At 35.0% G+C, this 18,806-nt stretch carries 19 protein-coding genes; 16 read left to right on the forward strand and 3 right to left on the reverse strand.

The window, feature by feature from the left end; translation table 11 throughout:
- Nucleotides 1-91: 91 nt before the first annotated feature.
- The 3 genes from NQ185_RS06320 to NQ185_RS06330 are packed head-to-tail and all read left to right on the forward strand — an operon-like array spanning nt 92 to nt 2,058.
- Nucleotides 92-844 carry a GNAT family N-acetyltransferase gene (locus NQ185_RS06320; RefSeq protein ID WP_257580750.1) on the forward strand — a complete coding sequence of 251 codons (753 nt, stop codon included), beginning with the start codon at nt 92-94 and terminating at the stop codon, nt 842-844.
- 12 nt (nt 845-856) lie between these two features.
- Nucleotides 857-1,561 (forward strand): class I SAM-dependent methyltransferase, encoded by a 705-nt coding sequence (locus NQ185_RS06325; RefSeq protein WP_257580751.1) that lies wholly within the window; start codon nt 857-859, stop codon nt 1,559-1,561.
- A 14-nt stretch (nt 1,562-1,575) separates the two neighbouring features.
- Nucleotides 1,576-2,058, forward strand: a complete 483-nt coding sequence (locus NQ185_RS06330) for an NUDIX hydrolase (RefSeq protein ID WP_257580752.1) — start codon at nt 1,576-1,578, stop codon at nt 2,056-2,058.
- A 341-nt stretch (nt 2,059-2,399) separates the two neighbouring features.
- Here the strand turns inward: NQ185_RS06330 and NQ185_RS06335 are convergent, their stop codons facing one another.
- Nucleotides 2,400-3,473, reverse strand: coding sequence for an RNA-guided endonuclease InsQ/TnpB family protein (locus NQ185_RS06335; RefSeq protein WP_257580753.1), 1,074 nt, complete (start codon nt 3,471-3,473; stop codon nt 2,400-2,402).
- A gap of 184 nt (nt 3,474-3,657) precedes the next feature.
- On the opposite strand from NQ185_RS06335, the gene NQ185_RS06340 reads away from it, so the two are divergent.
- The 4 genes from NQ185_RS06340 (at nt 3,658) to NQ185_RS06355 (ending at nt 5,886) form a co-directional block, all read left to right on the forward strand.
- Nucleotides 3,658-4,203, forward strand: coding sequence for an AAA family ATPase (locus tag NQ185_RS06340; RefSeq protein ID WP_257580754.1), 546 nt, complete (start codon nt 3,658-3,660; stop codon nt 4,201-4,203).
- Nucleotides 4,204-4,526: 323 nt separating this feature from the next.
- Complete coding sequence (locus NQ185_RS06345; RefSeq protein WP_257580755.1) at nt 4,527-4,649, forward strand: FbpB family small basic protein; 123 nt, start codon at nt 4,527-4,529, stop codon at nt 4,647-4,649.
- A gap of 16 nt (nt 4,650-4,665) precedes the next feature.
- Nucleotides 4,666-5,052 (forward strand): sporulation protein, encoded by a 387-nt coding sequence (locus NQ185_RS06350; RefSeq protein ID WP_257580756.1) that lies wholly within the window; start codon nt 4,666-4,668, stop codon nt 5,050-5,052.
- Between the two features lie 30 nt (nt 5,053-5,082).
- Entirely contained in the window at nt 5,083-5,886 is an 804-nt protein-coding gene (locus NQ185_RS06355; protein ID WP_257580757.1) for an EcsC family protein, read from the forward strand.
- A 48-nt stretch (nt 5,887-5,934) separates the two neighbouring features.
- Here the strand turns inward: NQ185_RS06355 and NQ185_RS06360 are convergent, their stop codons facing one another.
- Entirely contained in the window at nt 5,935-6,711 is a 777-nt protein-coding gene (locus NQ185_RS06360; RefSeq protein ID WP_257580758.1) for a class I SAM-dependent methyltransferase, read from the reverse strand.
- A gap of 128 nt (nt 6,712-6,839) precedes the next feature.
- Here NQ185_RS06360 and NQ185_RS06365 point away from each other — a divergent pair, with 128 nt between their 5' ends.
- The 5 genes from NQ185_RS06365 to NQ185_RS06385 all read left to right on the forward strand — a co-directional run bounded on the left by NQ185_RS06365 (nt 6,840) and on the right by NQ185_RS06385 (nt 9,791).
- A complete protein-coding gene (locus NQ185_RS06365) occupies nt 6,840-7,733 on the forward strand; it encodes a LysR family transcriptional regulator (RefSeq protein WP_257580759.1) in 894 nt (297 codons plus the stop codon).
- On the forward strand, nt 7,724-8,188 hold the full coding sequence (locus NQ185_RS06370) for an NUDIX domain-containing protein (RefSeq protein ID WP_257580760.1): 465 nt from the start codon (nt 7,724-7,726) through the stop codon (nt 8,186-8,188). The genes NQ185_RS06365 and NQ185_RS06370 overlap by 10 nt, the downstream gene beginning before the upstream one ends.
- Before the next feature lie 21 nt (nt 8,189-8,209).
- Nucleotides 8,210-8,707 carry a GNAT family N-acetyltransferase gene (locus NQ185_RS06375; RefSeq protein ID WP_257580761.1) on the forward strand — a complete coding sequence of 166 codons (498 nt, stop codon included), beginning with the start codon at nt 8,210-8,212 and terminating at the stop codon, nt 8,705-8,707.
- 18 nt (nt 8,708-8,725) lie between these two features.
- Complete coding sequence (locus NQ185_RS06380; protein ID WP_257580762.1) at nt 8,726-9,247, forward strand: GNAT family N-acetyltransferase; 522 nt, start codon at nt 8,726-8,728, stop codon at nt 9,245-9,247.
- 73 nt (nt 9,248-9,320) lie between these two features.
- A complete protein-coding gene (locus NQ185_RS06385) occupies nt 9,321-9,791 on the forward strand; it encodes an NUDIX domain-containing protein (RefSeq protein ID WP_257580763.1) in 471 nt (156 codons plus the stop codon).
- Between the two features lie 65 nt (nt 9,792-9,856).
- Here NQ185_RS06385 and NQ185_RS06390 read toward each other — a convergent pair whose 3' ends face one another.
- Complete coding sequence (locus NQ185_RS06390; protein WP_257580971.1) at nt 9,857-11,134, reverse strand: YjiH family protein; 1,278 nt, start codon at nt 11,132-11,134, stop codon at nt 9,857-9,859.
- 291 nt (nt 11,135-11,425) lie between these two features.
- Here NQ185_RS06390 and NQ185_RS06395 point away from each other — a divergent pair, with 291 nt between their 5' ends.
- From NQ185_RS06395 to NQ185_RS06410, 4 genes are all read left to right on the forward strand, one after another.
- Complete coding sequence (locus NQ185_RS06395; protein WP_257580764.1) at nt 11,426-12,301, forward strand: Cof-type HAD-IIB family hydrolase; 876 nt, start codon at nt 11,426-11,428, stop codon at nt 12,299-12,301.
- 77 nt (nt 12,302-12,378) lie between these two features.
- Complete coding sequence (locus NQ185_RS06400) at nt 12,379-12,801, forward strand: GNAT family N-acetyltransferase (protein ID WP_257580765.1); 423 nt, start codon at nt 12,379-12,381, stop codon at nt 12,799-12,801.
- 822 nt (nt 12,802-13,623) lie between these two features.
- On the forward strand, nt 13,624-16,221 hold the full coding sequence (locus tag NQ185_RS06405; protein ID WP_257580766.1) for an EAL domain-containing protein: 2,598 nt from the start codon (nt 13,624-13,626) through the stop codon (nt 16,219-16,221).
- Between the two features lie 90 nt (nt 16,222-16,311).
- Nucleotides 16,312-18,777: an EAL domain-containing protein gene (locus NQ185_RS06410; RefSeq protein ID WP_257580767.1), complete on the forward strand. Its 2,466-nt coding sequence runs from the start codon at nt 16,312-16,314 to the stop codon at nt 18,775-18,777.
- Nucleotides 18,778-18,806: the final 29 nt, after the last annotated feature.

Consider the following 18,806-nt stretch of genomic DNA (forward strand, 5'->3'; position numbering starts at 1 on the left):
TCTTAGAAAGGCAATAAGTGCAATTTTAAAGGAATTATTCATTTCTTATAGAACTTATCCTTAATCTGCTTACTTGGAGTTGGAAAAAAACATGATATTGCAAAAGAATATTAAAATGATTGAAGAACTATCCTTAAATCATTGGCAGCCCTTATCTACGCTGCTTTATGATGGATGGGTACTAAGGTTTGCCAAAGGATATACGAAACGTGCCAATTCGATTAATCCCATTTATTCTTCAACTATTAATCTGGATCAAAAAATTGAAGAATGTGAAAGCATCTATACTAAGAATAAATTGCGCCCCACCTTTAAAATTACTCCTTTTGTTAATCCTGCAAATTTAGATGATATTTTGCAAGAGAAAGGGTACTCTTTGATCGATCGTACAAGTATTCAAACATTAGAATTAAATCAGATCAAAGAGCCAACTTTGCAATCTGTAACACTAGATAAAAACATTAATCTCGATTGGATAGAGAACTTTTGTAGACTGAATCAGATAGAGGAAAATAATAAAGATACTATGATTAAAATGCTGTCTAATATTTCGACCAAGAAATGTTTCATCTCGCTATACCATAAGGACCGTGTTGTTGCTTGTGGTCTTGGGGTTATAGAGCGGGAATATATTGGGCTTTATGATATTGTCACTAATATCAATTTTAGAAATCAAGGATTTGGAGAACAGTTAATATTGAACTTATTAAAATGGGGGAAAGAAAATGGAGCTAAATCCAGTTACCTCGCTGTTCTTTTGAATAATAAACCTGCATTAAAGCTGTATGCAAAAATTGGGTTTTCGGAGATCTATCAGTACTGGTATAGAGTTATAGAAAATTAGAGGTGAAATTAGTTGAGTAAAGTTGAGCAGAGTCCAAAGTTAGATTTAGAGAGAATTGTTTTTATCGGCAGAACCTTTGAAGAATATTTGGACATGTTCTCTCTTTCAGTAGAAACATTGAAGGGCAAGAGAATACTCGATTGCCCAGCGGGTGCTTGTTCTTTTACGGCGGTTGGCAATAAACTAGGTTTAAATATAACATCTTGTGACATTGCTTATTATTACCCCGGTGAAGCCTTAAAAAATAAAGGTCTTCAAGACATTGAACACGCGATGCAGCATATGGAAAAAGCCAAAAGTAATTATATTTGGGACTACTTTAAAGATGTGGAAGATCTTGGAGGACATCGTTTAAAAGCATTGAACGATTGTACAAAGGATATGGAGAAATCGAGTGAAAGATATGTAGCTGCTACATTGCCTTCTTTACCTTTTCAGGATGCTGAATTTGATATTCTTCTGTCCGCACATTTTCTATTTATGTACGCTGACCGCCTGGATTATAAATTTCATATAGAAACCATTAAAGAGTTACTAAGGGTTTCAAAAGAGGAAGTTCGTATTTTTCCGTTAGTAGACTTGGAAGGAAAACGATATAGACATTTAGATAAATTAATAGGTTATCTCACTGATAACGGATATTCTGTAGAAGAAGTTAAAGTACCATATGAATTTCAAGCAAATGCTAACTCGATGTTAAAAATAATAAAAGAGTAGCGGAGGTTATTAGGATGATAATGCCTACACATATTGTAGCAGTGGGTGGAATCGTAGAAGATGAACGAGGAAATATCCTTTTAGTGAAGACACGTGATGGAGGATGGGTATACCCTGGGGGACAAGTGGAAGTAGGAGAAAATCTAATAGATGCCCTAAGTCGAGAAATAAAAGAAGAAAGCGGGATAGACACTGTTGTTTCCTACTTGATTGGAGTTCATTCAAATACAGCCATTCATAAATGGTATGACGGAGTAACTGATGTTCCGACTAAAGTTATGTTTGACTATGTCTGCAAACCTGTAGGTGGGAAATTAAGCATTTCGGATGAAACAACAGATAGTCGCTGGGTTGCTAAGGATGAAGTGCTAGATTTGATTATGGCGCCAGCTATTCGTATGCGTTATCAAGCTTATTTAGATTATGATGGGAATATAAATTATACGGAATATGTAACCAAACCTAATTTTGAACTTAAAATGAAAAGGACTTTGTAAAAGAATTCCTAGTTTGAAAAAGGATAGGTAAGAATTGATGAAACAAACTATGAAAATATAGTGTGTATGAATGGAGTAGCGTTTATGAACAGATTAGTAATTATAACAGTTGGAAAAACCCATAGCGTTGAGACTCCCCCGTATAAAGACGCAAGCCCTAAACCTTACGGTTTAACGGGTGGGATTCTTGCATGACTAACCGTTCTCAGTCCATTTCTGTTTTGAACAGCCTGCAAGTTTAGGGCATCTCATTGCCCTGCCCTGTTTTGTTCTACAGAATTTTTAAAGCGTATGTACCAAAACAGGCGGTATCGCTGTGACCACGACACTAATTTTATTCATCAAAGTCCTTTTTTGGATAGTCCACTTATCGCCTTGGCTATATTGATGGATGCATTCACCTCCGCATGGGACTGGTATCCACATTCTATGCAGTAGAAACGATCCCCATTTCGGTTTCGTTTATTGACATGCCCGTTTTTGCACATTTGGGATGTATGTTTCGGATTCACATATTGCACTTGAATTCCTTTCATTTGTGCTTTGTACTGGATGAATTGTTGCAACTGAGCATGTGCCCAACTATGCAGATTACGCCCAGGTTCTTTGCGAGATTTCGCCGAATGCCGGATGCCTGCCAAATCTTCCATTCGTATGAGATGAACACCGTTCTCCCATGCGAAGGTGATAATTTGACGGCTTATTTTATGATTCGTATCTTTCATCCATCGGGATTCCTTATCCTTTAATGTACGGATCGCTGATAATTTTTTCGCCTTTCCTAGTTCTCGTCTTCGAGAAGCAAAGCGTCTCCTTTTATACGCCATTTCTCTGCCATTGAAAAAGATAGTGGATGTCCCAACTGAAGCAACTGCGAGTTGACGCAAACCAACATCAATCCCCATCATCTTCATTCCTTGTTCAGATGAGTTTTGCTTCACTTCAAACGACAACGTGATGGCCATAAACCATCGTCCTCTTTTTTCATAGAGTTCCGATGCTCCTTGTTTTACTTTTCCAGATAGAAGTCTATCAAGCCAATATTGTTGGTACTTTTTTACAAAAACTGGTACACCAATCCGTTTATGAAGGGTAGGAAAAGAAACCTTGTACAACTGATGATCCTTTTCAACTCTAAGATTTTGATTATTAAAGCCACACCAAAGACGTTGGAATTTTTTCGCCCTTTGATGGTTCCTTTTAGACTTTACTTCCCTGATGGTCTGATTCACGATGGCCGAAGGAAACTTTTCTTCTGAAAATAATCGAAAAACTTTTGAAGTGGCTGTTTTGATATTCTCATAATGTAGTAGCCAGTTTGAAAAAGCGGTATTGATCTCTGTCATTTTATAGTACATAGAGATTTTTTCTTTTGTGGGCTTCTGAAGTTCCAATTTGAGTGTGATTGTTTGCATGATATTCACCTCCTTTCTCCTATTATAACATAGTACTGGAACGTATGTTCCAGAAGAAAAAGGAGTTAATAAACATACGTTTCACTCATGTACAAAGCATCTTCAAATACTTGAAGTGGCACCAACCTTTGGTTTTAAGTGCCACTCCGTATTTGACCTCACTTTCATCCCATGCCTAAAGGCGATGGGCTTTGGCGTTCGGAAAATATGTAGTAAGACTACTTTTGCAAAAACTCTAGAACAACAGTTGCACAACTCAATTGTCATTGACCAAGATAACCATGCTGAATTTATAAACACCTTTTACAAAAGCTTGCTGCCTAAGCGAGGACCGAATACGATTAAATTCGCCATTACACAAACCATTGTAGACTATGCTGTGAATCAGACTAGTTTTCATATTATTCTCTGCAACTCAAATCGCTCTCGAAAGGACCGCATGGATCTGCTTAAACACTTTCATGATAAAGGATTCACTAGCATTCTTGTTCATTTTGATATTCCTGATCATGTTCTTCAAGCGCGGGTGGCCAATAGTCAACGGAATACAACTATATTTAGGAGTGCTGCGACTTTTGAAGAAGTGCTTAATAGGCAAATGGCTGAGTCTAATAAAAGCGAGCTAATTGCTCCAATAGAAGGTGAAGCAGATAATCTTTTTGTCATTAATAATAATGATGAAGTTGAGTCCGTTATTCGAAAGATTGTTGATATTAATCAAAAATTATAATAGTCAAAGTTCATCTATAATTGTCCAAAATAATTAGATCTTAAGAATACAATGTTGACAACTGAATAGTGATTATTTTATGATTAATATATATTTTAATAGTTCTCCTAAAGGGGAGTAGCTTTAATAGCAAAGTCGTCATTACGGAGTTACCCACTCTCGGCTTTGTTGGCAACAGATCGTTGTTAGCGAGACCTTTACCAATCGGTAAAGGTCTCTATTTGCATAAAAAACCTTTACCAAAAAACGGTAAAGGTTTTTTTGTTTGGGATCGACCATTGAATTACAATGATCCAATTAAAAAATGGAAGAAGGATGACGTCATGAGAAAAGCAAAAGTTTCTTTATCTGATTTAATTAGCAAAAATAAGGAAGAGCTTCTGAAAGATAAGGCATTAATTGAAAAAATTGAAAAACGTGTAGATGAAAAATACATTAAAAAATAATAAAGGAGGATAATTATTGATATTAAGGAAATGTATGTCCCTATTAGGGATTGGTTCAGCACAAATAGATCTTATTCTGTCTAAGGATACTTATAAAGCAGGGGAGTATGTTAACGGATATTTCTTAATCAAAGGTGGTACAATTGACCAACAATTAAAACGAATTAATTGTGAATTGATTATGAATGACCAATGTAAGGGTATTGAAAAAATAATGGATATACGAACCATTTTGACATCGAAGCGTATCCAATCAGAAGAATTATATGAAATATCATTTGCTTTTAAGCTTCCAACTACTATTCGGGATTCTTCAGAAGAAATATCCTACTATTTTAAAACTAAGCTTACTTTTGACGAAGGGGTGGAAAGTAAAGACCAAGATGATATCTACATCAGTTAAAATGGGACAAGAAGGGAGGATGTATAACTAATGATCGAAACTCAAGAACAACTACTTGTTGAACTAAAAAAGAGTGAGGTTTGGGAAAAAGACCAAAGTGGATTATGGTTTTGGGAAAAACTTGGTCGTCTTCCTTTCAAGCTTTTGGACAAACTGACACCTGCTTTTTTACAAAGAAAAATTGGAGTTATCCTAGATGAGCTCGGTCAATATATTCAATCGGGTGGCAGGTATTTAAGCTCGGTATCTTCGCTAAAATCGTATTATCCTAATAATAATGTTCAAACATTGCGGGACTTGGATTTAATTTCTATTAATGAAATGGATCATGCAGTTAGGAAACTTAAAAAAAGCCGAAAACGACTGGCAACTTTCCAAGGGGCAAGTACGGGAATCGGAGGAATTTTTACTATATCGATTGATATTCCATTGCTCCTAGGTCTTCAATTAAAAACCCTTCAGGATATAGCGATTTGTTACGGTTATGATCCGAACGATAAAAAGGAAAGGGTATTTATTGTCAAAATCCTACAGTTTGTTTCATCAGATATTATCGGGAAGCAGGCAATATTAAAACAATTATCGCTAATCGATTCTTCTGATGAAGGTGCGAAAAGAAGCGCTGTTTCAGAACTCCAAGGCTGGCGAGAAGTGATCATCAAATACAGAGACCATGTCGGTTGGAAAAAGGTTTTTCAAATGATTCCAATTGCAGGACTGATTTTTGGTGCTTTTGTAAACCGTTCCTCAATTAATGAACTATCAGAAGCTGGAATCATGCTTTATCGAAAGAGAAGGATTAAAGAACGCTTAGCTCGATTGGATGATAAATGACTAATCTTCTTGAGAATGCAAAAAGAAGGGTCATAGTTGGCCCTTCTATTATTCTTTTATCCCTATAACACGAATCCTTTTATAATCAGCTGTCCATTTCCCTTCATGATATAAAGTTTCTCTTAATTTATTTTCAACATTTTTGATAATATGGTCCTTTTTATTTTCAGGAATTCCTTCCAACATGTCGCTTGCAAACATACTTATCCAATTCTGTAATCCATTATCTCCTTCGAGCGGAGTAGGTCTGTCAAAATGTTGAGCAAAAGTGACTCTAAAGCCCGATTCTTCCATTAAAGATGAATACTCCCCTATGCTTGGAAAAAACCAAGGAAACTGTTCAATATTCTTTTCATATCCTTCATCTTTTAGTAGACTGATCATCTCATCTGTTATGAATTGAACATTTCCCTTTCCTCCAAATTCAGCGACAAATCTCCCGCCGCTTTTTATTGCTTTATAAATACTATGCAATGCTTGATCTGGCGGTTTTACCCAATGAAGTGTAGCATTGGAAAATACCGCATCAAATTCGTTCGTATAGTTTAAATCAGTTGCATCTCTAACATCAAAGTGGAGATTCGGATACTTACTTTTTGCTAGCGAAACCATATTTTCAGACTTATCTACACCTATAACATCCATCCCACGATCATATAAATGCTTTGCCAAATCTCCTGTTCCACACCCAAGGTCGAGTATTTTTTCTCCTTTTCTAGGATCCAACAATTCAACTAATTGAGTACCAAGTGCCGAAACAAATGAATGCTTATGATCATACAAATGTGCATTCCAAGAATCCTTTATGTTTTTGACATTTTCCAACCGTCCCACTCCTCTAATTAGGCTGTTATTTTTTGTTAATTCCATTATACTTAATGAAAAACATTATGAATATTAACAAAAAATGATTCCATTAATAACGAACTGTTATTAAATAGGAGAGAAATTGTATGGATATAAAATGGCTAAAAACATTTATAATCGCTGCAAAGCATGAAAATTTTCGTAAGGCCTCAGAAGAGCTATTTCTTACTCAGCCAGCCGTAACAAAACATATTAAAAGACTTGAAGAAAACCTTAACAGCCAGTTATTTGATAGAATTGGGAAAAATATTACACTTACAGCTGCTGGTCATAAATTCCTACCCCACGCTAAAGAAATGATGTCTACATTTGAACAAGGCCTGGAAGACTTTGAAGCTTGGAAGCAAGGTTACCACCGAAAATTAATCATAACTACCGCACCTCAAATTGCATCATCTATCCTACCTTCCATATTGCGAAGTTTTACAGAGAAAAATCCCGATATTGAAGTGTTAATCAACATCCTTAGTTCATATGAGATTGGCGATGAAATTAGTGCGGGAAGAGCGGATCTAGGATTAACAAGAATAAAGCCAATACAAACGAATATAAATTGTCAGGTTATTCACGAGGAGCCCGTTCTTCTTGTTGGTCCAAATATTGCAGATCAAAATAGCAAATATGATGAAACGATGGCCCTACAAAAATATCGAATAATCACACATAATCATCCGGAATATTGGGATGATCTATTAAATAAAATTAAGAGATTTTACCCAGCTGTTCGAACAATGAAAGTGAATCAAATTGAGATTACGAAACAATTTATCGAACAAGGGCTGGGGATATCTTATTTGCCGGCTACGATGGTGAAGGAAGAAATAAAAATTGAACGACTATCAGAAATAAAACCAGATAAAATATATCCTCCTACTTCCTCAACTTATCTTTTGACAAAAGTAGTAACAAGCGAAGCAAGTGAATTCATTGAATTCTTAAAGGAATCGATCCATTTGAAAGAGGGGTTTAAATGCAGATAAGAAACTCAATAAAAGCAATCATCATTAAAGGGGAAAATATACTATTAACAAAAAACCATGACCATGAAGGAATATTTTATCTCTGTCCAGGTGGTGGTCAGGAGCATGGAGAAACTTTTCATGAAACTTTAGAACGGGAATGCTTGGAAGAGATTGGACAAAAGGTTAGCATCGGGGAACTGTTATATATACGTGAATATATTGGTAAAAACCATGAACATTCGGCTTTTGATTTTAACGTGCATCAAATTGAATATTATTTTGAGTGCCAACTTAATAAATCTGAGGAAATGAGTTTCCACCCTTCTAATCCCGACCAGCATCAAATAGGAATTGAGTGGGTGCCAATTCATGAATTGCTACAATACCGGATGTATCCACAACAACTAAGAAAACATATTATAAAACATGTAAACGGAGAAAAAACTCCTATCTACTTAGGAGATTGTAATTAAAGTAGGGAAAGGACCAGGAAAATGGAATATATCATTCGCAAAATGACAAAAGAAGACATCCTGCAAGTCCAAATTGTTGCAAAAACAAGTTGGAATCATACATATAAAAACATTATCCCGATTGAAGTTCAGGAAAACTTCCTAAGATCCGCTTATGGTGACGAAATGATGCGGCAACGTTTAGAACATTCTATTATGTATGTAGCCGAAGTTGATGGTGAAATTGTCGGCTTTGCTAATTATTCTCACGTACAAGAGGGTGGCAAGGTTGAACTTTATGCTATCTATTTATATCCTGATTACCAAGGAAAGGGAATAGGAACTTCCTTATTAAAAACGGGAATGAATAATCTTGAAAATGTAAAAGAGATATATATAAACGTAGAAAAGAATAATAAGATTGGAAAAACCTTTTACACATCAAAAGGTTTTGAAGTAGTTTCAGAATTTGATGATGAATTAGATGGACATATTCTAAAAACGATTAGGATGGTCTTAAAAGTGCAGGCTCAACTTTGAAATAAAGAGGCGATCAATATGGAAAATGTATTTTTATTAAAACCCACCTTGGAATTGCAAGAAGAATATTTAGGTTTCTATCAAGAATGGAAAGGAAGTCAGGAAGATATGGTTCCTTGGGTCATAAGTAAAGACCCATCTGATTTCCAAGGGATGGTTCAATTTCTTATGGATAATGAAAGAGGAGAAAATCTGCCTGATAACTGGGTTCCAGATTCTACCTTTTGGTTGGTTACTGAAAGTAAAAAGATTATTGGTGCAGTAAACATTAGACACCGACTCACCGAAACTCTATTTAATTCCGGTGGACATATCGGATATGGGATTCGGCCATCGGAAAGAAAAAAAGGATATGCTACCAAACTTTTGGAATTATCCTTAGAAAAAGCTAAGGAATTGGGAATTAATAAAGCCCTTGTTGTATGTGATGAAAACAATGTAGCTTCTGAAAAAACGATTTTAAAAAATGGGGGAATTCCTGACAATAGTTTTATCGAAAAAAATGGAAATATTATAAAAAGGTTTTGGATACATATATAACTTCCTTTTTTTGTCTTCATCATTTTCCTGATAGTTGATTAAGTAAACAAAAAATCCAAAGGGGTGCTTTTTAGTGAACTATCACATTAGGGTTCGAGCGTGTGCACTAATTATTGAAAACCAAAATATCCTCTTAGTGGAGTTTTCTGATGAAAAAGGCGTTCATTATAATTTGCCGGCAGGTGGGGTTGAACCAAACGAATCTATCATTGAGGCTGTACAAAGAGAAGCTATGGAGGAAGCTACAGTAGAAGTGGAAGTTGGCCCATTGGCATTTGCATATGAATATGCTCCACATATAAATCTTAGCGCTTATGGTAATACACACACTTTAGGTTTAATGTTTGAATGTAAAATTAAAGAAGGTTCCATTCCAAAAATGCCTGAAAACCCCGATGAAAATCAAACTAACGTAGTGTGGATTCCGCTTTCTGAATTGAAAGATATTAAACTTTATCCAAATATCACAGGGCATATATTTAATTACATACACAACAAAAGAAATATAGAATTAATTGAAGAGCAGAAATTAGAAAAATATTAAAAAGTTGAATGGAGAACAAATCAAAAACCGCACCTTAACAACTTAATAGGGTGCGGTTTAAAAAATTAAAATATTATATGTGCAATCAAAGTAATAATCGGCAACGTAATAAGCGTCCTCAACAGAAAGAGAATAATCAAATCCTTCATCCCAACTGGAATTTTCGATCCAATCAACAGTCCCCCAACTTCTGACATATAGATCAACTGGGTAACAGATACACTTGCGATGATGAATCGTGTCATATCCGACTCTATTCCTCCAGCCAAAATGGACGGCAAAAACATATCAGCAAAACCAACAACTAATGTTTGTGACGCAGCTCCTGCTTCAGGAATTCTTAGCAATTCCAGCAGCGGAATAAAAGGGGTGCCGAGCCATTGGAATAATGGAGTATACTCAGCTATGACCAATGCAACAGTTCCAAGCGCCATTACGATTGGTGCGACACCTAACCACATATCTAAAATATTTTTGCATCCATCTATAAAAAATGCTTTTACACTGCTGCTCTTTCTCGCTTGAAGCTGTGCTTGTTCAATTCCGTAACCTAATCTTGAATAGCCATCAGGAATCAGTTCTGCCGTATTGTCATCTTCTTTTCCATTTATAAAGGTGTTTGGCTTTGTAGAAAGTGGCCAGATCCTTGGGAGGATAATGGCTGCAATCACACCTGAAAAAGTAACAGCAAAGTAATACGGCACAAAGTAATGCATCAAGCCGACTTCTTTTAAGACGACGATACTGAAAGTGATCGATACGACTGAGAAAGTTGTCCCAATTATAGCAGCTTCTCGTTTCGTATAATGCCCTTCTTCATATTGTTTGCTTGTAAGCAACACACCGATTGTTCCATCACCGAGCCATGAGGCAAGAGCATCGATTGAAGATCGTCCCGGTAATTTGAATACGGGCCTCATGAACTTTGTCATTAGTGCTCCAAATAATTCTAATAACCCAAAGTTCAACAATAACGGCAACAATAAACCAGCGAAAAGAAAGACACTGAAAAGGACGGGTAATAAGCTGAACAATAAAGTTGCTCCCGTGTTTTCCGACCAGATTGCTTCTGGACCAATTTTAAAAAATACCATAATCGCAAAAATTACTGCTAGTATACGAGCAATCACCCATATTACAGGGATATCAAATAATGCTGTTAAAAATGAAGAATGCTTGATAAATGTCGGCTTTACCGTTTTTGCAATTACCGTTCCGATAAAAGCAAGAATAATGATTCCGACCATGATTCCCGGAATGACCGAACCAAGAATATTTTGCAATGCTTCAGATAAGACGGCGATAGGAATCGTAACGCCTTCACTTGAAGGAATCGGAATCATGAATAAAAAAATACCGATCAACGAAGGTATTAAAAAAAGTAAAAAATCCTTAGGATTGATTTTGAGTTTGTTCAATGATGTTCACCTTTCGTTATAAAAATTCAACGTTTCTCATTTTAATGCATAAACACTAAAAAATCCAACCCAATTTTTTCTTAGTAGAAAAATCAATGGGGACTAGATAAAAACCATTCTATTCAGCCATTTCCCTTTCTTTGCATTGATACCCTTTTTCAGTTAGAATTATTCGCAATAGAAGAGTGCGATAAGCATGAGAAGGAGTTATGAAAATTGATTAAATGTATTGCATCAGATATGGACGGAACGTTACTAAATGCGAGGCAAGAAGTAAGTGATGAAAATATCCGAGCGATTCAAGCTGCTCAGGAGAAGGGAATTGATTTCGTTGTAGTAACAGGAAGGGCATACAACGAAGTTCGTTATGTACTGGATAAAACCGGTCTTACATTACCGGCCATTTGTGTAAATGGCGGCGAAATCCGTGATATGGAAGGGAAGATCAGCTATTCCGTTGGATTGGATGGTCCTGCGGCGGCAAAGGTCACTTCTGTGTTTGAAGAAATGAATATGTATTTTGAGCTGTACACGGAGGGTGGAACGTATACAACGGATTATGAAAAAGGGATTCAAGTACTTGTCGATATTTTCCATACAGCAAATCCGTCTCAAGATGTGGACAAAATCCGCGAATCAGCAGATGAACGTTTTCATCAAAGACTCATACATGTAATTGATGATTTTGAACCAATTTTTGAAGAAGCTGACTGTCACGTCTATAAATTCCTTGCCTTTTCCATGGATGAGGAATTACTGATGGCCGTGAGCGAACGTTTAAAGGAAATAAGCGGATTAGAAGTGACTTCTTCAGGTCGGAATAACTTAGAAGTCATGCACCGTGATGCGTTAAAAGGGAAAGCTCTCCAAAGATATGTAGAACAGAAAGGCATATCACTTGAAGAGACGATGGCCATGGGTGATAACTATAACGATTTATCAATGCTGAAAATTGTCGGTCATTCCGTTGCGATGGGCAACTCGGAACAAGAGATAAAGGATATTTGCAGATATGAGACAGCAACGAATGATGAAGATGGGGTAGCGAAGGCGATTATGAAAGCACTTGATCAAATGGAAACATCACGATAAAAAAGGCAGGTATGAATATGCTACTTTACAATTGATGCATATCAACTTCCCAAAATAATAAAATGGAGTTGATAATTATGATATACAAAACTAATCTCGATGGAATTTCTATAGATATGCTAAAAGGTTTCTTTGTGGATTGGCCAAACCCGCCAAGTTTACAAATCCACCTGAAGCTGTTAAAAAATAGCAGTAACGTGGTTTTGGCAATAGACGACACTACTAATAAAGTAGTGGGATTCATTAATGCGATAAGCGATGGGGTTCTATCCGCCTATATTCCATTACTTGAAGTATTACCAGAGTATCAAAATAAGGGGATAGGAAAAGAATTAGTAAGTAGAATGCTTAAAGAACTCAATCACATATACATGATTGATTTGTGTTGCGATGATGACTTAGTTCCTTTTTATGAAAAGTTCGAAATGAGCAGGGCAAACGGGATGGTTTTTAGGAATTATAAAAGGCAATCAGGAAGTATGGAAAATATTTTTATATAGTGACTTTTTGAATGTTGGAAGGCAAGAAACTATGTGAACTTAATAATTTTTAGGGCATAAATATAAAAGGGAAACCAACTGGTCTCCTCATATACACCTGAACTGCAAGAAGTTTCAGCGAAACGATGAAGAAATAGCTCACCTACAGGAGGGTTATTTCTTTTTTTTGTAATGAAATAACTACGTCTATTTCTAATACGATTAGACTTGTAAACTATAAAATAAGAATATTAATTCTACCATATATATCTTACCCCAATATCATCCACTGTATTTTGTGAATTCACCGTTTTGGAGCCCCGGCATCGATTACCATATTTTAATTATTTTTGATATCCGTTAGTAACAATTGATATTTAATTTTCGTGAGCTGTATTAATATACAAAATCAACACTATTGGAATTTAATAGTTTTTCTAATGCATTTTTACCCTTAACCTCCAAAGATTAGTCCATATCTTCTATTTTCTTTTGTCCACAGGCAATCTTTAATGAAAGAGCCATCATAATCAATTTTGAATACAGAAGACCATCTCAATTCACGTCATCCCATTAATGTTCTCATTTCTTTAATTATAGTAATTGAAACATACTGTATTAAAAATAGGACCTGTAAATAGGAAATCACTCCTACTAGTACCGATATGAATAAGAACTTCAGGTGATATCTTCTCCTTAACAATCTTATTAAAATAAAAGCTAATAAATGTAAATTATGGAATATATCCTAATAAAAAAAGAAATGCAATCAAAAATAACTTCCTAGGTTTAACTAATTAATCAAAAAGTTTCATCTAATTACAAAAGAAGAGGTGTTTTAATATGGAAGCACTATCACGATTTATCCCTAGGCGAAAAGTAGTCAAAGTATTACAGGCTAATACTAATTCAACTTTTCTTAATGCGAAACAAATTAATCTATTGTTTGAACATCATCCGGATGCAGTTGTTGTATTAGATGTAAATAGAAATATAATTTTCAATAATAAATCGGTAAGAGAAATGTTCGGATATGACAAACAGGATTTGTCTAATCATCTAGAAAAAATTTTTTATAAACACGACAAAAAAAGAAGTGAAAAGTATTTCGAACTTGCTTTGAAAGGAAAGGAACAGGAATACCAAGCAACCATCTTACACAAAAGTGGAGAATTGATAAACGTAGATATTACATTAACGCCAATTTTGAACGACGAGATGGAAGTTGTAAATATTTATGCGATCGTAAAGGATATAACCCAGTATATTCAATCAAAAGAAGAGGAATCGAATATAAAGCGCAGTCTGGAACTAGCTCAAAAGGTTGGCAAAATTGGAACATGGAAATATACCATTAGTAAAGATAAGGCGATATGCTCGAAACAAATGTATGAAATATTTGGTGTGATAAATAACCCAGAATCTATTACAACGCAAGAAGGGTTACTATCTTTTGTCCATCCAGATGATCGCCAGACATATTTAGCCGTATATGAAAATGCATTGGAAAAAAGAACAGGCTATAGTTTTGAGCATAGAATTATTCGTAGAGATGGAGAAGTTAAATATTTACAGGAGAAAGCGGATATTCACTTAGATGATAAACTGGATCCCACACATTTTACCGGAACAATTCAAGATATAACTAAGATGAAAGAAACTGAAAAAAAACTTTCGGAAAGCAGGCAAAGGCTTGAACATTTGGCTTACCACGACTATTTGACAGATATACCTAACCGACTTTTGTTTGAACGAAAAATTATGTCACTGATTGAATCGGGAAAAGGTGACTTTTCTATCATGTATTTAGATTTGGATCGATTGCGAACGATTAACGAATCTCTCGGACATATGATAGGTGATCAATTATTGAAAGAATTTAGTCAAAGAATAAACTCAATATTAGGAAAGGGCTCATTGTTGGCAAGAATTGGCGGAGACGAATTTGGAATTGTAGTATGGGATTACGATGAAAAAAGTATGCCGGTTCTAATCGCTAAAAAAATTATTGATAGTTTAGTAGAACCGTTCTTTATTAATGATTATGAGTTAGTGATGACAACGTGTGTTGGTATAAGTAGTTTCCCTTCTGACGGAAAAACATTCGAGGAATTGGTTAAGAATGCTAGTGCCGCCTTGCACCGAGCAAAAGACACAGGAAACAATAATTATCATATATACTCATCATCCTTAAATATTACGTCCTATAAATTGCATTATCTAGAAAAAGATCTTCGCAAATCAATAGATAATAAGCAATTATTAATTCATTTACAACCAAGGGTAGATGCTGCAACAGGAAGAATTATAAGTGCTGAAGCTTTAGTTCGTTGGGAGCATCCAGTGTGGGGGCTTGTATCCCCTAATGAATTTATTCCACTTGCAGAAGAAACTGGATTTATTAATGAAATTGGAGATTGGGTATTGACACAAGTTTGTCAATCTATAGGAGAATGGAAGGCTAAAAATCTTAATATAGTACCAATTTCTATAAATATCTCCGCGCAGCGGTTTTTAAAAAGTGATTGGAAATCAACCATTACATATGTGTTGGAAAAATACAAAACAGATCCAACATTGATTGAATTGGAAATTACTGAAACAACCTTAATTAAACACGATAGAGTAGTAGAATCAGCATTTCAATTTTTAAAAACCTTAGGGATCAAGATTGCCTTAGATGATTTTGGAACTGGCTATTCATCACTTGCCTATGTTAAGAATTTTTCAATTGATACCATTAAAATTGATAAATCTTTTATTGAACAAATCAATAAAACGGAAAATGTTGAGATTATTATAAAATCACTTATATTTATGGCGAAAGGGCTGGGTTTGAGCGTCGTTGCCGAAGGTGTAGAAACAATAGAACAATTAACATTTTTAAAGCAGCAAGAATGTCATGAAATTCAAGGTTATATATACAGTAAGCCAGTGCCAAAGGAAAAATTCCAATCATTATTGATGGGAAGAATTTTGAAACCTATTTATCGTAGTCAAAAGCCGATTAGAATAGAACGGAGAGAATTTTATCGGATTGATTTACTTTTCCCACTGTGTTCATCAATGTCATTAATGTCTGTAGAAGGAAACAAGGTGAATTTAGGGAAAACAGATGTCTTAATAGTGGATATTGGTCCAGGTGGGCTAAAGTTTCTCTCCACCATTCATTTACCAGTCCGTCCTGATATATTATTCCAATTTGAAACGACAATTATGGGCGAAAATGTTACATTAAATGGTCAAATTGTTTGGAAAGATGAGATTAATGATGCCTTTCAATACGGACTACAATTTATCCTTGAAGAAGTAGATAGAGATACTTTAATAAAATTATTAAATAGCTTTTCCCTTCAACTTCGAAACAACCCGATTGTTCCGAATTGCAAATTTGTTCAAGAGGAAAAGTTTAGTTACCTGAAAAAGATAAATACAAAATAAAAAAATGATGATGTTCCTCCGAAAGTCTTATGGTATTCTATGAATATAAAATTGACAGAAATATGTCATTTTTAGAGGAGGGTTCATCAATTGGTTGCGGAAGATAAAGTAAATCTACTTTTGGTAGATGATCGGCCGGAAAATTTACTTGCTTTAGAGGCCATTATAGAAAGAGATGACTATAATTTAATCAAAGCTTTTTCTGGTGAAGAAGCTTTGAAATATCTACTGAAATATGACTTCGCGGCCATTTTGTTAGATGTGCAAATGCCCGGAATCGATGGTATAGGAACAGCAAAAATTATTAAGGCACGTGAAAAGACAAAGAATATTCCTATATTATTTATAACTGCTAATAATATGGATTCAGAGCATATTTTTGCGGGCTACTCCGTGGGAGCTATTGACTACATACTTAAGCCTTTCGACCCGTTTGTTCTAAAGGCAAAGGTAGATGGCTTTGTGGACATATATAGAATGAAACAGAACCTGATAAGACAGGCGGAAATACTGGAAGAAAAGACTAGGGAATTAGAGAAGGCAAATAAAGAACTGTCTTTAGCCACAACTAAGTTACGCATATCTGAGGCTTTGGCAAATATTATTAATGATACTTCCATTGATTCAATGATTATCGTTGACGGAAATGGTCTAATTTTAAAGGTAAACCCAGCGGTTAGAAAAATGTTCTTCTATGAGGAGCCAAGTATCCTAGGAAAACATATATCGACTTTATTTGCATGTGAATCTTCAAAGCAGATTATAAACCATACATTGGAGAATATTCAAAGCCCAATGCAAGCTAATTATTTGAAGGAAGTTAAAGCGAAACGAATGGGTGGAAATATATTTCCTGCTGAAATTCAAATAGGGACACGTTATGTTCAGAATAATTATTTTATAGCCATTACAATAAGGGATATCTCCGAAAGAATAGAACATGAAGAATTGATTAAATATATGGCATTCCACGATGCATTAACGGATTTGCCAAATAAAAGACAACTTAACATAAAATTGACAGAAGAATTGAACGAATCCAAAAATACAAATCAGCCATTAGGGATGATGTATCTAAATATTGATAAATTTAAAAATGTAAATGATTCACTTGGGCATATCATTGGAGATAATTTGCTAAAAGAAATCGCTAAAAGATTAAAAGAAAATATAAGAGAACAAGATTTTGTTGCTAGGGTAGGGGGGGATGAATTTACTATTTTATTGCCTAATACTGATCGTGAAGATGCACTTCAAGTAGCTGAAAATCTATTGGAAGCCTTTAAAAAACCGTTCATCATTAATCATTATGAACTTTTTGCTACTACTTGTATTGGGTTAAGTATCTTCCCTTATGACGGTGAGGACTTATTAAGGAACGCCGATGCTGCGTTAAATCGTGCAAAGGAACAAGGTAATAATCGGTATAGGGTGTACCACTCTGGTATGAACATCCAGTCTTATCGATCTTTTATGATGCAGAATGACTTGCGCAAAGCAATTGAAAATGACGAATTTTCACTCGTCTATCAACCAAGAGTTGAAATTAATTCAGGAAAGGTAAATAGTGCGGAAACATTAATACGCTGGAACCATCCTAGTTGGGGGACAATATTACCATTAGAATTCTTGCCATTGGCAGAAGAAACTGGTTTTATTGTAGAAATCGGGGAATGGGTTCTAAAAACGGTTTGTGAGCAAATAAATAGTTGGAAAAGAAAAGGATTACCTTTAAAAAGGATAGGGATTAATTTTCCAACGCAGTTATTAATACAAAAAAATTTACTTGATTCTATTCGCCATATTCTAGAAACGACTGGAATTGCTCCTGATTTGCTAGAAATAGAATTGAGAGAATCAGCTATATTGTTGGACGAAGCAGCTATTTCATTCAGATTAGACCAATTAAGAAAAATGGGGCTACACATAAGTATTGATCAATATGGAATGGGGCACTTATCACTAAATGATATTAGTCGTCTTCCAGTTGGTACCTTAAAGTTGGATAAGTCTCTAATCCAGGATATTTCAAGGGAATCATCTCCAAATCGTTTATTGACATCTACTATCATAAGAGCAGCACAAAATTTAAATCTGAACGTGATAGCAGAGGGAGTAGAAACGGAAGAACAATGGAATTTTTTAAAACAGAATGAGTGCAATGAAATTCAAGGAAATGTCTTTAGTCCACCAATTTCAATTGAAGAATTTGAAACACTCCTTTTCAAGCAATCTAATCAACCGAAAACTTTGTCGAGAAAAATGGTACCTATAAAGCAATCACAAGAGGAAAGAGAAAAACAGGATATCCTCCAAGATTCATTAAATCGTATAAAGGAACAATACTCGATCTCATCAAGAGAAATGGATGTTTTTGAATTAATATTAAATGGTCTAGGCAATAAGGAAATTGCTGTGAAATTATTTATTAGTGAACATACTGTCAAAAATCATATAACAAGAATCTTTCAAAAGTTAAAGGTAAATGATCGTTTACAAGCCATGGCTATGGTATATCAACTTCACATTGAAGATGGTGACGATCATATTATTTAGAAACTTTAATGAAAGACAAATTGGATGAA

The sequence above is a fragment of the Lederbergia panacisoli genome (genome assembly GCF_024626525.1).
Classification (GTDB): domain Bacteria; phylum Bacillota; class Bacilli; order Bacillales; family Bacillaceae_C; genus Lederbergia; species Lederbergia panacisoli.